Here is a 14,626-nt window from a genome sequence, read left to right on the forward strand (position 1 = left end):
AAAATATTTAAGCCTGAAAATGATAAAGCGGTAGGGAACGTTTTTCTGAAAGTTAGTGATACAATAGTTTTAAGTTGAAATACAGGAGGATGAATAACATGAATCAGTCAGTCAAATTACTTAAACATTTAACAGATGTAAACGGCATTGCTGGTTATGAAATGCAAGTTAAAGAAGCAATGCGTAACTATATAGAGCCTGTCAGTGATCAAATTATTGAAGATAACTTGGGTGGCATTTTTGGAAAGAAAAATGCTGAGAATGGTCAATACTCAATTATGATTTCTGGTCATATGGATGAAGTTGGTTTTATGGTAACAAAGATTGATAAACATGGTTTTATTTCATTTACGCCAGTTGGTGGATGGTGGAATCAAGTCATGCTATCTCAAAAAGTAACGATTACAACAGATTCGGGCAAAGAAATTAGAGGTATCATCGGTTCTAAACCGCCACATGTCTTAACGCCTGAAGAACGTAAAAAGCCAATGGAAATCAAAAATATGTTTATAGATATTGGTGTTAGTAGCAAGGGAGAAGCTGAAGAAGCTGGCGTTGAAGTAGGCAATATGGTTACGCCATATAGTGAATTTGAAGTGCTTGCAAATAATAAATATTTAACTGCGAAAGCATTTGATAATCGCTATGGCTGTGCATTAGCTATTGAGGTATTACAACGTTTAAAAGATGAAAATATTGGCATCAACTTATACAGTGGTGCCACAGTGCAAGAAGAAGTTGGTTTGCGTGGTGCTAAAGTGGCAGCGAATACGATTAAACCAGACTTGGCGATAGCCGTCGATGTAGGTATTGCTTATGATACCCCAGGTATGTCAGGTCAAACGAGCGATAGTAAACTAGGCGGTGGTCCAGTTGTTATTATGATGGATGCTACAAGTATTGCGCACCAAGGTTTGCGTAAGCATATTAAAGATGTAGCTAAGAAACATAACATCGAAGTACAATGGGATACGACACCAGGTGGAGGTACAGATGCGGGAAGTATTCATGTCGCAAATGAAGGTATTCCAACGATGACAATAGGTGTCACGTTACGATATATGCACTCTAATGTATCGGTACTCAATGTGGATGATTATGAAAATTCTATCCGTCTTGTTACTGAAATTGTCCGTTCATTGAATGATGAAACTTATAAAAATATCATGTGGTAGTCAAATCCATAAATAATAAAGAAAGTCTTTAATATGATGTCATGCAAGAACTAAGTTAGATGCTTAGTTAGCATGAGATGTCATGTTAAAGGCTTTTTTATTTTCAAAAAGTGAGAATAAGTCACTGCAGTGTACTTCAATTTTGACATAAATGTTAAAAAAATTTCCCGGAATGAAATGGCACTAAATTTTTCAAAAATGGGAATACTATATTTGATATGTCTTATTAGAGCGATTTTAAGGGGTAATAAGCATTGACTAGGTCGACTTATAGGTAAGCACACTATTCAAGAAAAGGAATACCCTATTATATCGAAATAACTCATGATACGAGGAGGGGTAAATATGTTGTTAGAGATAAAAGATTTAGTATATGAGGCAAGTGATAGAGTCATACTAAATCATATTAATTTAAAAGTAGATAAAGGTGAAACCATTGCGATTATTGGTCCTTCAGGTAGTGGGAAAAGTACATTTCAAAAAATAATATGCAATTTAATTAGCCCAACCAGTGGAACACTTTACTTTAAAGATAAACCATATGATGATTACGAACCAGAAATATTACGCCGACACATTAGCTATTTGATGCAACAAAGCGATTTGTTTGGTGAAACGATTGAAGATAATATGATTTTTCCGTCTCTTGCGCGTAATGATAAATTTGATAAGAAACGTGCTAAGCAATTAATTAAAGATGTAGGTTTAGGACACTATCAATTAAGTTCTAAAATAGAACATATGTCAGGTGGCGAGCGTCAAAGGATCGCGATTGCACGCCAATTAATGTATACCCCAGACATCCTTCTATTAGATGAATCAACAAGTGCGTTAGATATTCATAATAAAGAAAAAATAGAAAATATCATTTTTAAATTAGCAGATCAAGGCGTGGCAATTATGTGGATTACCCACAGCGATGACCAAAGTATGCGACACTTTCAAAAGCGTATAACAATTGTTGATGGTCAAATTTCTAATATAGAGGAGTTGAACCAACATGAGTAATACGGCATTAGGACTGACGGCACTGCTATTAGTTATTCCAATTATTATTTCTTATAAAGAAGGTCTACATATTATTAAAGATTTGATTGTGGCGACACTACGTGCGGTCGTACAATTAATCATTTTAGGATTCTTACTGCACTATATTTTTAAAATTAATGACAAATGGCTATTAGTATTATGTGTATTTGTCATTATTGTTAATGCTTCTTGGAATACGATTAGTCGATCATCACCTGTCATGCATCATGTCTTTTGGATTTCCTTTGTGGCTATCTTTGTTGGAACGGCATTACCGCTTGCAGGTACTATTGCGACAGGGGCCATCCAATTTACAGCCAATGAAGTTATACCTATCGGCGGCATGCTTGCAAATAATGGCTTGATTGCAATTAATTTAGCTTACCAGAATTTAGATCGTGCATTCGTACAAGATGGTACTAATATTGAATCTAAATTATCACTTGCAGCTACACCTAAATTGGCTTCTAAAGGTGCAATACGTGAAAGTATTCGTTTAGCTATAGTGCCAACAATTGATTCGGTTAAAACATATGGGCTTGTGTCGATTCCTGGTATGATGACAGGCTTAATTATTGGTGGCGTACCACCTTTACAAGCGATTAAATTTCAATTGTTAGTCGTGTTTATTCATACAACTGCGACCATTATGTCTGCTTTGATTGCGACATATTTAAGCTATGGTCAATTTTTCAATGCAAGACATCAATTAGTAGCACGAAATACGGATGTTAAGAGTGAGTCATGATAGATTTTACCGCATCATATTTAGGCATTAGTTTTAATTGGAAATAAAGTGATGCACATATAGTAATGTTATTATTTAGCGCAGCGAAAATATTCATAAAGGCACGCATACTTTGTAGTCAGTTATCTGTTCTGACATATAAAGCGTGCGTGCTTTTTTGGAGTCATTGTTGAAACTGAAGTAATTATACATAATTATTAAATGACATACTTGTGTTAATTTTTCAAATACTGAAAAACAATTTCAATAATTTTCCAATTAAGCACAGAAAATTAAAGCAAAATATTATATAATAGAACGGTTATATATAAAATTGTGTTGCACACATTTTTTAATAAATCGTTATTCTAAGGGAAATGAATATCGGAAATTTTGTTTGAAAGGAGTTTTAAAATGTCAATCATGCGACTATTTACATTCATTTTAAGTATTTTTATCGTAGGAATGGTTGAAATGATGGTTGCAGGAATTATGAACTTGATGAGTCAGGACTTACATGTATCAGAAGCTGTCGTTGGTCAATTAGTGACAATGTACGCTTTAACATTTGCGATATGTGGACCTATTCTGGTTAAATTAACGAACCGTTTTTCATCAAGGCCTGTATTATTATGGACATTACTTATATTTATCATTGGTAATGGCATTATTGCTGTAGCGCCAAATTTTTCAATATTAGTAGTTGGTAGAATTATCTCATCTGCAGCAGCAGCACTAATTATTGTGAAAGTATTAGCTATTACAGCGATGTTATCAGCACCTAAAAATCGTGGCAAAATGATTGGACTTGTCTATACAGGATTTAGTGGTGCCAATGTTTTTGGTGTACCAATTGGAACGGTTATCGGCGATTTAGTAGGTTGGCGCTATACATTTCTATTCTTAATTATTGTGAGTATTATTGTTGGCTTCTTGATGATGAGCTATTTACCGAAGGATCAGGAAATACAACGAGGCTCTGTGAATCATGAGGCACCATCTCATGAAAATCATGTTACTTCGAAAATATTAAGACCTGCTGAAGTAGCAAAATATTTAATTATTACGTTTTTAGTATTGATTGCAAACTCAGTGACATTCGTCTTTATAAATCCACTTATTTTATCTAATGGTCATGATATGTCATTCGTTTCATTAGCACTTCTAGTAAATGGAATCGCTGGCGTTATTGGAACATCATTAGGTGGTATATTCTCCGATAAAATTACAAGTAAGCGTTGGTTAATGATTTCTGTTTCAATTTTTATCGTGATGATGTTACTTATGAATTTAATCTTACCTGGTTCAGGTCTATTGTTAGCAGGACTATTTATTTGGAATATCATGCAATGGAGTACTAATCCAGCAGTGCAAAGCGGTGTGATTCAACATGTTGAAGGCGACACAAGCCAAGTAATGAGTTGGAACATGTCTAGTTTAAACGCTGGTATTGGTGTTGGAGGCATTATTGGAGGCTTGGTCATGACACATGTTTCTGTTCAAGCTATCACGTATACGAGTGCCATCATTGGCGCATTAGGATTAATCGTTGTTTTAACATTGAAAAATAATCATTATGCTAAAACATTTAAATCATCATAATTCTCATATGAAAAGCACGCCTGCTATCAAATTCAGGTGTGCTTTTTTAGATGCAATAACGTTATTGATATGTGCGATAATAGCGACGTTCATTATGATATATCGGCCAAGGCATTTTACCGCTTTTAGCAAAATTAGCTAAATCATTTTGCATTTGTCGACTTAAAAATTTAAGATGATCAGTGATTGGATACTGATGCGCTGATAAAATTTGTAAGTTTCCGAACCAAAATATCATATCAAGAATATGGTACGCACTGCGATAGTGTGCGCTAGAAGTATCATGCCATGCAAATTCAGCAAGCCATAGTTGTGCGTTTGAATCTTGTATATTAAGTTGTTGTAAAAATTGCTTCATCGGCTGTTTGAAATAACAATGTGTAATCGCTAAAGATTGTTGCTTCGCCGTCTGAACATCTTCGTATTTTAAAGGAATATCATTTAATTCCATAATGTCAATAAAGCGTTGCGGTGATAATTTTTTCTGTTCACTAGTAATATAAATATCGCCTTCATCTTTTGTATAACATGCAAAAATTGGTTTCGTTGTTGGATAATTATTTTGTATATAATCTGTTTTAATAGGCGCATATATTAAATCAAGCCCTTTAGAAGGTCCTCGAGATTGTTTTAGCTTCGCCATCAGCATAAGAATATCATCTGTCGATAATGATGTAACATCATCTGTATCTATATAATCGAGCATCATTTTTTGGAAATGTTGTGCTTTATTGCGTGCACTCTCAAGGGTGTCTAATCGTAGTGCGCCACTTAGTAGAACGACTTTATGGAAGTATGGCTCAATGTCAGGTATTTTAAGTAAAGTCAAAATGCTCATACTGCCTGCAGACTGACCCATTAAAGTAATGTTATTAGCGTCGCCACCGAAGGATTCAATAAATTGATGCACCCATTTTATGACATTGATTTGATCTGAAAGTCCATTATTGGAATGAAACCCTTTATTAAAATATGACCAGTCTAAATATCCTAATGCGCCTAAACGATAATTGCATGTAATAACAATAATGTCGTTATTTTGTACTAAATGTGCCGGTTGATAGAGTTCGGCTGTACCATGACCATTTTCAAAACTACCACCATAAAAATAAATGATGACAGGTTTCTTCGACTGATCATTATGTTGTTTCCAAATATTTAGATATAAACAGTCTTCATGTTCGGTAAAAGTTGCAGATTGTGAGGAGAAAAAATCTTCTAATTTGTTGTCTGGTTGCGGTGGGATGGGTTGTATTTCAGTTGCATCAATTGGCTCTGACCATTGTGTTTTTAACGTAGAATGTTTAAAGCGATTGTCATGAACTGGTGGTTCTGCATAAGGAATGCCTAAGAAGATATCTAAACGATCTTGTGTAATACCATAAATTTGACCACCTGTAGTATTAATCTTCATATTTATTAACCTCCTTTATCATCCCCAATTTAATCATACCACGGTCTATAGATGATAGGTGACAAGTATAACAAGACAATTTTGTGACTGAATCAGACGAGCTTGATATCTGTTTTAACTCAAACCATTTTCAGCATTATATGATGTTCTTCTACAGTGACATTTCATTACAATATCACTCTCGCCATCTTGTTATGTTAGTTATTTATAACCGATTTTCAAAATAAAAAACCAACCAAGATGTTGAAATCAATGGTTGGTTAATGTGTGTGTTGAAATCATATATGGCACTGCATTTTAAAATATTTAATGAGATGACTTTGATTCATTATTTAGTGACTCATGCATCTTCGTATTGATTCGTGTTGCGCGACGGAAATAGACGCTTTCAAATGAACTCGTTGTACCGATGTAATAGAAGATAAGCGCCACAATAATAATAACGATAAAGTCAAATGGATAGTGAATCATATTTAAGCCTTTAAATTCTTTGCTTCCTATAAATGACAGTATTGATAGCACGATTAAATATACAATAATCCATAAGCTACCACCAATTTGTTTCTTTGTATTACGCCAATTCATACGATATTCATAGAAGAAGTAGATTGGTAATCCAAGTATAATGATTAAAATAACTTCAGCCGTTGTTGGCCACATTGCCCAATATATAGCTAATGAAGCTAATACAAATGATAATGGTGCCATTACTTTTAAAATTTTTGCTCTAAATGGACGAGTCATTGTTGGTCCCATTTTTCTTAATGCAATCACTGTCGTTGGGCCAGTTAAATAGGCTACTAAAGTTGCAGTAGAAATAACTGCTGCTAGCGTACCCCAATCTCTAAATAATGTAACCATAATCATACTAATGATGGCATTAAAGATGATTGCTACACGTGGGATATGATATTTTTCATTCATCTTCCCAAGAAATTTAGGGATATGTCCATTTTTCTCCATTGCTCGTAAAACTCGACCTGTAACGGCGACAAATGACACGCCAGTACCGAATGGTGATACAAAAGCTTCAATATATAGTAAAATTGCGAGCCAATTAATTCCTAATAAGATAGCTAAATCAGCAAATGGTGAATTGAAGTTGATGCCATTCCATCCACTATGTTGTAACATTGATTGAGGCATAGAAGTGATAAACGTACTTTGTAAAATGATGTACAACACTGCACTGATTGACAGTGAGATAGCGATGCCTCTTGCGATATTTTTTTCAGGATTTTTAATTTCTGAACCCATATTAATAATTGTCTGGAATGAATTGAATGAAAAAATAATCCCTGATGCTGTTGTTGCAGCAAAAATCGGTGCACTTCCGTAAGGCATAAATGTGCTTGCCGAATGGCCGTAATTTGAAGTGTCGAATCCTGATAACATCAACATGATGATGGTTAACATGGGTACGCCTAATTTAAATACAGAAATTAAACTCGTAAATGATGTTAAAAGTTTTACGGACCAATAGTTTAATAATGAAAAAATAACAATGATGAGATATACAGCTAGCAATCCGTATGTGCTAATAGAGCCATTTTCCATTAAATATCTCATTGGTTTCGCCCAATGCCACGGCCAAGAACTCATATATTGAACAGCTGACACAGCTTCGATAGGTATTATTGTCACCAAAGACACCCAATTCGCCCAAGCAGCAATAAAGCCTAATAATGAGCCATGTGTATACTGGGCATAGTTACTCATGCCACCTGATTGAGGAAACATTGTGCCGATTTCAATGTAGTTATAGGCAATGGTTCCAATGACTAGGAATCCAAGAACCCATGATATGATTGCTGCTGGTCCAGCTATTGATGATGCTTCCCACGCACCAAATAGCCAACCAGATCCTATTAATGAACCTAACCCTAGTAATACTAATTGGGATAGATTGATTTTGTCGTTGTGCAATTGCTTGTCTTTATTCATAAATACTCCTTCGTTATTGCCGAAAATTCAAAAAATAATATGCGAAAAATTATACGCTTATTATAATAATAGTCAAATGCATTTTTTGTAAGAACGCAAAAGCATTTGTAAAATTAGTTTTTTATAAAATTAGGATATATAATACAATGTGTATTGAAAAACAAAATGGAAGTGATGACTATGAGTGAGAAACAATCAAATGAACAAGTTGAAGCATTTTTAAATAAAGAGAGTCAATGGCAAGAAGAATATAAATATTTGAGAGCGTTAATCTTTAATGAAACAGAATTAGAGGAAGCGTATAAATGGATGCATCCTTGTTACACGTTGAATAATAAAAATGTAGTACTTATCCATGGCTTCAAAAATTATGTTGCACTATTATTTCATAAAGGTGCCATTTTGGAGGATAAATATCATACACTCATTCAACAGACTGAAAAGGTGCAAGCAGCTCGTCAGTTACGATTTGAAAATTTAACAGAGATTCAAGCACGTAGCGAAGAAATTAAATATTATCTAGCCGAAGCAATTAAAGCTGAAAAAGCTGGTAAAAAAGTTGAAATGAAGAAAACAGAGGAATATGTTATTCCTAAAGAGTTAGAAGCTAAGTTCGAAGAAATGCCACAGCTAGAGTCGTCATTTTATAAATTAACGCCAGGCAGACAACATCAATATATATATCATATTGGGCAAGCTAAACGCAGTGAAACAAGACAAAAGCGTGTTGAAAAGTATATTAACCAAATACTAGAAGGTAAAGGGATGCATGATAAGTAATTAATGAGTAAAAGCATACCGGTTATACAACAACATACAAGATGACACGAAACAACCAATGGCTCATGCTGTTGGTTGTTTTTTTAGGTGTGCTGTCATGGGCAACACTTTGACGTTGGAATTCCGTTACAGGCTTGGGAGTAGGAACTGTTAGCAAAAGGTAATGGTGTCTACAATGAATGATGAAGATATTAAAATATAAGGATGACTTTGTGGGTGGCGGATGGGCTTTTGTCCGCCTGTAACAATGGATGCGTGTGCATTATTACAAAAATTCGACTTTTGTAATAATATTTCACATTTTCGACACTTTTTTGCTATAAAACAACCAATTGAGCGATAATAAATTCGCTTTTAAAAAATATGAGTTATCTATTTAGTTGCCAAAGATAAAATAATAATGTTTAATAACATCATATAGAGTATGTTAGTTTTAAATGTCGAATATACGAATGTGCAAACAAAGTAATCGGTAGAAATTCAACATACATAGCGCCGTTTACTGTTAAGTATTCACATTACAGATGAAAAATATAAAATTCTACATAATCAAGACCATGATGTGTACTTGTTTAACTTATGACTCTATTTGTTTAACAATTGCGATGATGGTCTTTTTATTTTATGCGTATCATTCGTCATATTTTTTATGAGGAAGGAGAAATGATTATGTTAAGTATTAAGCATTTAACAAAAATTTATTCTGGTAATAAAAAGGCAGTAGATGACATCTCTTTAGATATTCAATCTGGGGAATTTATCGCATTTATTGGAACCAGTGGAAGTGGTAAAACAACTGCTTTAAGAATGATAAACCGTATGATTGAAGCGACAGAAGGACAAATTGAAATTGATGGCAAAGACGTTCGGAGTATGAATCCTGTCGAATTACGTAGAAATATTGGCTATGTTATTCAACAAATTGGCTTAATGCCTCATATGACGATTAAAGAGAATATTGTGTTGGTACCCAAGTTGTTGAAATGGACTAAAGAAGAAAAGGATAAACGTGCAAAGGAATTAATTAAACTTGTGGATTTACCGGAGTCATTTTTAGAGCGTTATCCAGCAGAACTATCAGGTGGGCAACAACAACGTATCGGTGTCGTAAGAGCACTTGCGGCCGAACAAGATATTATTTTAATGGATGAACCTTTTGGTGCATTGGATCCTATTACGAGAGATACGTTACAAGATTTAGTTAAAACGTTACAACGAAAATTAGGCAAGACGTTTATCTTTGTAACACATGATATGGATGAAGCGATTAAATTAGCAGACAAAATTTGTATTATGTCAGAAGGTAAGGTGGTGCAATTTGATACGCCAGACAATATTTTAAGACATCCCGCAAATGATTTTGTACGTGATTTTATAGGACAAAATAGACTGATTCAAGACCGTCCCAATGACAAGACTGTAGAAGGTGTAATGATTAAACCAATCACGATACAAGCAGAAGCAACACTGAATGACGCCGTTCATATTATGAGACAAAAACGTGTTGATACTATTTTTGTAGTAGATAGTAATAACCATTTACTAGGTTTCTTAGACATTGAAGATATAAATCAGGGTATACGTGGACACAAAAGTTTACGAGACACCATGCAACAACATATTTACACCGTTCAAATTGATTCTAAATTACAAGATTCTGTACGTACGATTTTAAAAAGAAACGTTAGGAATGTACCTGTCGTAGATGATAAGCAACGTTTAGTAGGACTGATTACGCGTGCCAATGTTGTTGATATTGTATATGACACGATTTGGGGCGATAGTGAGGATGCAGTGCAAACAGAACATGTGGGGGAAGACACTGCGTCCTCAAAAATGCATGAGCAACACACTACTAATGTCAAAGTACGTGACATAGGAGATGATAAATCATGATCGAGTTCCTACATGAACATGGTGGACAGTTGATGTCGAAAACACTGGAACATTTCTATATTTCTATAGTGGCATTATTACTTGCCATCATTGTTGCAGTACCTATAGGCATTTTATTATCAAAAACAAAGCGAACTGCCAATATTATATTAACTGTGGCAGGTGTCTTACAAACGATTCCAACACTAGCTGTACTTGCTATTATGATACCGATTTTTGGTGTTGGTAAAACGCCTGCAATTGTAGCGCTATTTATTTATGTGTTATTACCTATTTTAAATAACACGGTACTCGGCGTTCAAAATATTGATAGCAACATTAAAGAAGCTGGAAAAAGTATGGGAATGACACAATTTCAATTGATGAAGGATGTTGAATTGCCGTTAGCATTGCCGCTTATCATTGGTGGCATTCGTTTGTCATCTGTGTATGTAATTAGTTGGGCTACACTTGCAAGTTATGTAGGTGCGGGTGGATTAGGTGATTTCATTTTCAATGGTTTAAATTTATATGATCCACTGATGATTGTAACTGCAACGGTACTCGTTACTGCACTAGCATTAGGTGTTGATGCCTTATTAGCTTTAGTTGAAAAATGGGTAGTTCCCAAAGGCTTAAAAGTATCTGGATAATTAGGAGGCTAAGATAATGAAGAAAATTAAATATATACTTGTCGTGTTTGTCTTATCGCTTACCGTATTATCTGGATGTAGTTTGCCCGGACTAGGTAGTAAGAGCACGAAAAATGATGTCAAAATTACAGCATTATCAACAAGCGAATCGCAAATTATTTCACATATGTTACGGTTGTTAATAGAGCATGATACACATGGTAAGATAAAGCCAACATTAGTAAATAATTTAGGGTCAAGTACGATTCAACATAATGCCTTAATTAATGGGGATGCTAATATATCAGGTGTTAGATATAATGGCACAGATTTAACGGGAGCTTTGAAGGAAGCACCAATTAAAGATCCTAAGAAAGCAATGATAGCCACACAACAAGGATTTAAAAAGAAATTTGATCAAACGTTTTTTGATTCGTATGGTTTTGCGAATACGTATGCATTCATGGTAACGGAGGAAACTGCTAAAAAATATCATTTAGAGACAGTTTCAGATTTAGCAAAGCATAGTAAAGATTTACGTTTAGGTATGGATAGTTCATGGATGAATCGTAAAGGCGATGGCTATGAAGGATTTAAAAAAGAGTATGGTTTCGACTTTGGTACAGTGAGACCAATGCAAATAGGTCTAGTCTACGACGCATTAAACTCAGAGAAGTTAGACGTTGCATTAGGTTATTCTACAGATGGTCGAATTGCGGCGTATGATTTGAAAGTACTTAAAGATGATAAACAATTTTTCCCACCTTATGCTGCGAGTGCTGTTGCAACAAATGAATTATTACGCCAACACCCAGAACTTAAAACGACGATTAATAAGTTGACAGGAAAGATTTCGACTTCAGAGATGCAACGCTTGAATTATGAAGCGGATGGTAAAGGTAAAGAACCTGCTGTCGTCGCAGAAGAATTTTTGAAAAAACACCACTATTTTGATAAACAGAAAGGTGGTCATAAGTAATGGAAGGTAATTTATTACAGCAATTATTCAATTATTATGTTACGAACTTTGGTTATCTATGGGATTTATTTTTCAAACACTTATTAATGTCTGTCTATGGTGTGCTGTTTGCAGCTTTAATTGGTATTCCATTGGGAATCTTGCTTGCAAGATACACAAAACTTTCTGGATTTGTAATTACAATTGCAAATATAATTCAAACAGTTCCAGTCATTGCAATGTTAGCTATTTTAATGTTAGTCATGGGCTTAGGTTCAGAAACAGTAGTTTTAACAGTGTTTTTATATGCGTTACTTCCAATTATAAAAAACACTTATACTGGTATAGCTAGTGTTGATGCGAATATTAAGGATGCTGGCAAAGGTATGGGAATGACACGCAATCAAGTGCTACGAATGATTGAATTACCGTTATCTGTTTCGGTTATTATCGGTGGCATTCGTATTGCCTTGGTTGTTGCGATAGGTGTTGTTGCCGTTGGATCATTTATAGGAGCACCTACGCTTGGTGACATTGTGATTCGTGGTACAAATGCGACGGATGGCACAACGTTTATTTTAGCAGGTGCGATTCCGATTGCTATCATTGCAATCGTCATTGATGTACTATTAAGATTTTTAGAAAAACGATTAGACCCAACAACACGACATCGTAAAAATCAATCTAATCATCGGCCGCAAAGTATTAATATGTAATAGTAGAAGATGTTTATTATTTAGCGATTTCGTTTCATGATTTATAAAAAATGAGGCTACTCAAGGAGCTCAAATAGTCTTTGAGTAGCCGTTTTATAGGTTGTGTTTGTATGCGTTTACACTAAAATAGCAATTATTATCATGAAAGTTTTTGGATAAAAAGCGTTGATTATTGTAAAAATACTAAAGAATGAGATGTTTTATTTATAATTTTCTGCAAATTTATGATATTGTTTCTTAATATATCATATTAAAAATTTGTTTTTCTTAAACATAGGAGGCTTATCTAATTCATGGACACATCAAAACAATTTAGAGGTGACAACCGATTGCTTTTGGGTATCGTTTTAGGGGTTATTACCTTTTGGTTATTCGCGCAGTCACTTGTTAATCTTGTTGTCCCATTACAATCAACATATAGTAGTGACGTTGGAACGATAAATATCGCTGTTAGCTTATCTGCCTTATTTGCTGGTTTGTTTATCGTAGGTGCTGGTGATGTTGCTGATAAATTTGGTCGCGTCAAAATTACTTATGTAGGATTGATATTAAATGTTATAGGTTCGTTACTCATCATTATTACACCTTTGCCAGCATTTTTAATTATAGGTAGAATAATTCAAGGTTTGTCTGCAGCATGTATTATGCCATCCACACTTGCTATTATTAACGAATATTATATTGGTACAAGACGACAACGTGCCTTAAGCTATTGGTCTATTGGTTCTTGGGGTGGTAGTGGTATTTGTACGTTGTTTGGTGGCTTAATGGCTACATATATAGGTTGGCGTTCAATATTTGTTGTTTCAATTCTATTAACTTTATTAGCAATGTACTTAATCAAACATGCACCTGAGACTAAAGCAGAACCAATCAAAGGTATGAAAGCAGAAGCTAAAAAGTTTGACGTTATCGGTTTAGTCATTTTAGTAGTGACAATGTTAAGTTTAAATGTAATCATCACACAGACGTCTCATTTTGGTTTAGTTTCACCGTTAATTCTAGGTTTAATTATAGTGTTTATCTGTTCATTAGTTGGTTTTGTATATTACGAAAATAAAATAAAGCATCCACTTGTTGATTTTTCAATTTTTAAAAATAGAGGATACAGTGGTGCAACTATTTCAAACTTCTTATTAAATGGTGTAGCAGGTGGTGCACTTATCGTCATTAACACGTATTATCAACAACAATTAGGATTTAATTCTTCGCAAACGGGTTATATTTCATTAACGTATTTAATAGCAGTGTTGTCAATGATTCGTGTAGGTGAAAAGATTTTATCTCAACATGGTCCGAAGCGCCCACTATTACTAGGAAGTGGCTTTACAGTGATTGGGTTAATCTTATTGTCGTTAACATTTTTACCAGAAATGTGGTATATCGTATCTAGTATAGTTGGATATTTATTGTTTGGTACTGGTTTAGGATTATATGCTACACCATCAACTGATACAGCAGTTGCAAGTGCGCCAGATGATAAGTCGGGTGTTGCTTCAGGTGTATATAAAATGGCGTCATCATTAGGAAATGCATTTGGAGTAGCAGTATCTGGTACGGTTTATACTGTGTTAGCAGCTAATTTAAATTTGAACTTAGGTGGTTTCACAGGTATGATGTTTAATGCCTTGCTAGCAATTGTTGCATTTTTAGTCATTTTACTATTAGTTCCTAAAAATCAAACGAATTTGTAAAACCGAAATGAAAGCAAGTTATTATGTAGGGATTTTAAAGGAAATTTTGTGAAAGTAAGTTTATCATACACACTTAATGT

13 protein-coding genes and 1 pseudogene are annotated in these 14,626 nt (G+C 34.4%); 12 read left to right on the top strand and 2 right to left on the bottom strand.

Annotation, left to right across the window (positions count from 1 at the left end):
* The first annotated feature begins 98 nt into the window (after positions 1–98).
* The 4 genes from IDG65_RS09405 to IDG65_RS09420 all read left to right on the top strand — a co-directional run bounded on the left by IDG65_RS09405 (position 99) and on the right by IDG65_RS09420 (position 4,533).
* Positions 99–1,175, top strand: a complete 1,077-nt coding sequence (locus tag IDG65_RS09405; RefSeq protein ID WP_001076687.1) for a M42 family metallopeptidase — start codon at positions 99–101, stop codon at positions 1,173–1,175.
* Between the two features lie 345 nt (positions 1,176–1,520).
* Positions 1,521–2,183: an ABC transporter ATP-binding protein gene (locus tag IDG65_RS09410; RefSeq protein WP_000923509.1), complete on the top strand. Its 663-nt coding sequence runs from the start codon at positions 1,521–1,523 to the stop codon at positions 2,181–2,183.
* Positions 2,176–2,952 (top strand): ABC transporter permease, encoded by a 777-nt coding sequence (locus IDG65_RS09415; RefSeq protein WP_000072155.1) that lies wholly within the window; start codon positions 2,176–2,178, stop codon positions 2,950–2,952. The genes IDG65_RS09410 and IDG65_RS09415 overlap by 8 nt, the downstream gene beginning before the upstream one ends.
* Positions 2,953–3,345: 393 nt before the next feature.
* Entirely contained in the window at positions 3,346–4,533 is a 1,188-nt protein-coding gene (locus IDG65_RS09420) for an MFS transporter (protein ID WP_052997677.1), read from the top strand.
* Positions 4,534–4,594: 61 nt separating this feature from the next.
* Here the strand turns inward: IDG65_RS09420 and IDG65_RS09425 are convergent, their stop codons facing one another.
* Positions 4,595–5,947, bottom strand: coding sequence for a carboxylesterase family protein (locus tag IDG65_RS09425; RefSeq protein ID WP_000700931.1), 1,353 nt, complete (start codon positions 5,945–5,947; stop codon positions 4,595–4,597).
* 306 nt (positions 5,948–6,253) lie between these two features.
* On the bottom strand, positions 6,254–7,891 hold the full coding sequence (locus IDG65_RS09430) for an APC family permease (protein WP_001030710.1): 1,638 nt from the start codon (positions 7,889–7,891) through the stop codon (positions 6,254–6,256).
* 180 nt (positions 7,892–8,071) lie between these two features.
* Here IDG65_RS09430 and IDG65_RS09435 point away from each other — a divergent pair, with 180 nt between their 5' ends.
* The 8 genes and pseudogenes from IDG65_RS09435 to IDG65_RS09470 all read left to right on the top strand — a co-directional run bounded on the left by IDG65_RS09435 (position 8,072) and on the right by IDG65_RS09470 (position 14,546).
* Positions 8,072–8,671, top strand: a complete 600-nt coding sequence (locus tag IDG65_RS09435; RefSeq protein ID WP_001291515.1) for a YdeI/OmpD-associated family protein — start codon at positions 8,072–8,074, stop codon at positions 8,669–8,671.
* Positions 8,672–8,705: 34 nt separating this feature from the next.
* A pseudogene (locus tag IDG65_RS09440) lies at positions 8,706–8,815 on the top strand (hypothetical protein).
* Positions 8,816–8,894: 79 nt separating this feature from the next.
* Positions 8,895–9,014, top strand: a complete 120-nt coding sequence (locus IDG65_RS09445; RefSeq protein WP_031789445.1) for a hypothetical protein — start codon at positions 8,895–8,897, stop codon at positions 9,012–9,014.
* 326 nt (positions 9,015–9,340) lie between these two features.
* Complete coding sequence (locus IDG65_RS09450; RefSeq protein WP_000948977.1) at positions 9,341–10,567, top strand: betaine/proline/choline family ABC transporter ATP-binding protein; 1,227 nt, start codon at positions 9,341–9,343, stop codon at positions 10,565–10,567.
* Positions 10,564–11,199, top strand: coding sequence for an ABC transporter permease (locus IDG65_RS09455; RefSeq protein WP_000569113.1), 636 nt, complete (start codon positions 10,564–10,566; stop codon positions 11,197–11,199). The genes IDG65_RS09450 and IDG65_RS09455 overlap by 4 nt, the downstream gene beginning before the upstream one ends.
* Before the next feature lie 16 nt (positions 11,200–11,215).
* Complete coding sequence (locus tag IDG65_RS09460) at positions 11,216–12,157, top strand: osmoprotectant ABC transporter substrate-binding protein (RefSeq protein WP_000721549.1); 942 nt, start codon at positions 11,216–11,218, stop codon at positions 12,155–12,157.
* Positions 12,157–12,852: an ABC transporter permease gene (locus IDG65_RS09465; RefSeq protein WP_000398941.1), complete on the top strand. Its 696-nt coding sequence runs from the start codon at positions 12,157–12,159 to the stop codon at positions 12,850–12,852. The genes IDG65_RS09460 and IDG65_RS09465 overlap by 1 nt, the downstream gene beginning before the upstream one ends.
* A gap of 293 nt (positions 12,853–13,145) precedes the next feature.
* Positions 13,146–14,546 carry an MFS transporter gene (locus IDG65_RS09470; RefSeq protein WP_000381259.1) on the top strand — a complete coding sequence of 467 codons (1,401 nt, stop codon included), beginning with the start codon at positions 13,146–13,148 and terminating at the stop codon, positions 14,544–14,546.
* Positions 14,547–14,626: the final 80 nt, after the last annotated feature.

This window comes from Staphylococcus sp. EG-SA-17 (assembly GCF_017151845.1).
Classification (GTDB): Bacteria; Bacillota; Bacilli; order Staphylococcales; family Staphylococcaceae; genus Staphylococcus; species Staphylococcus aureus.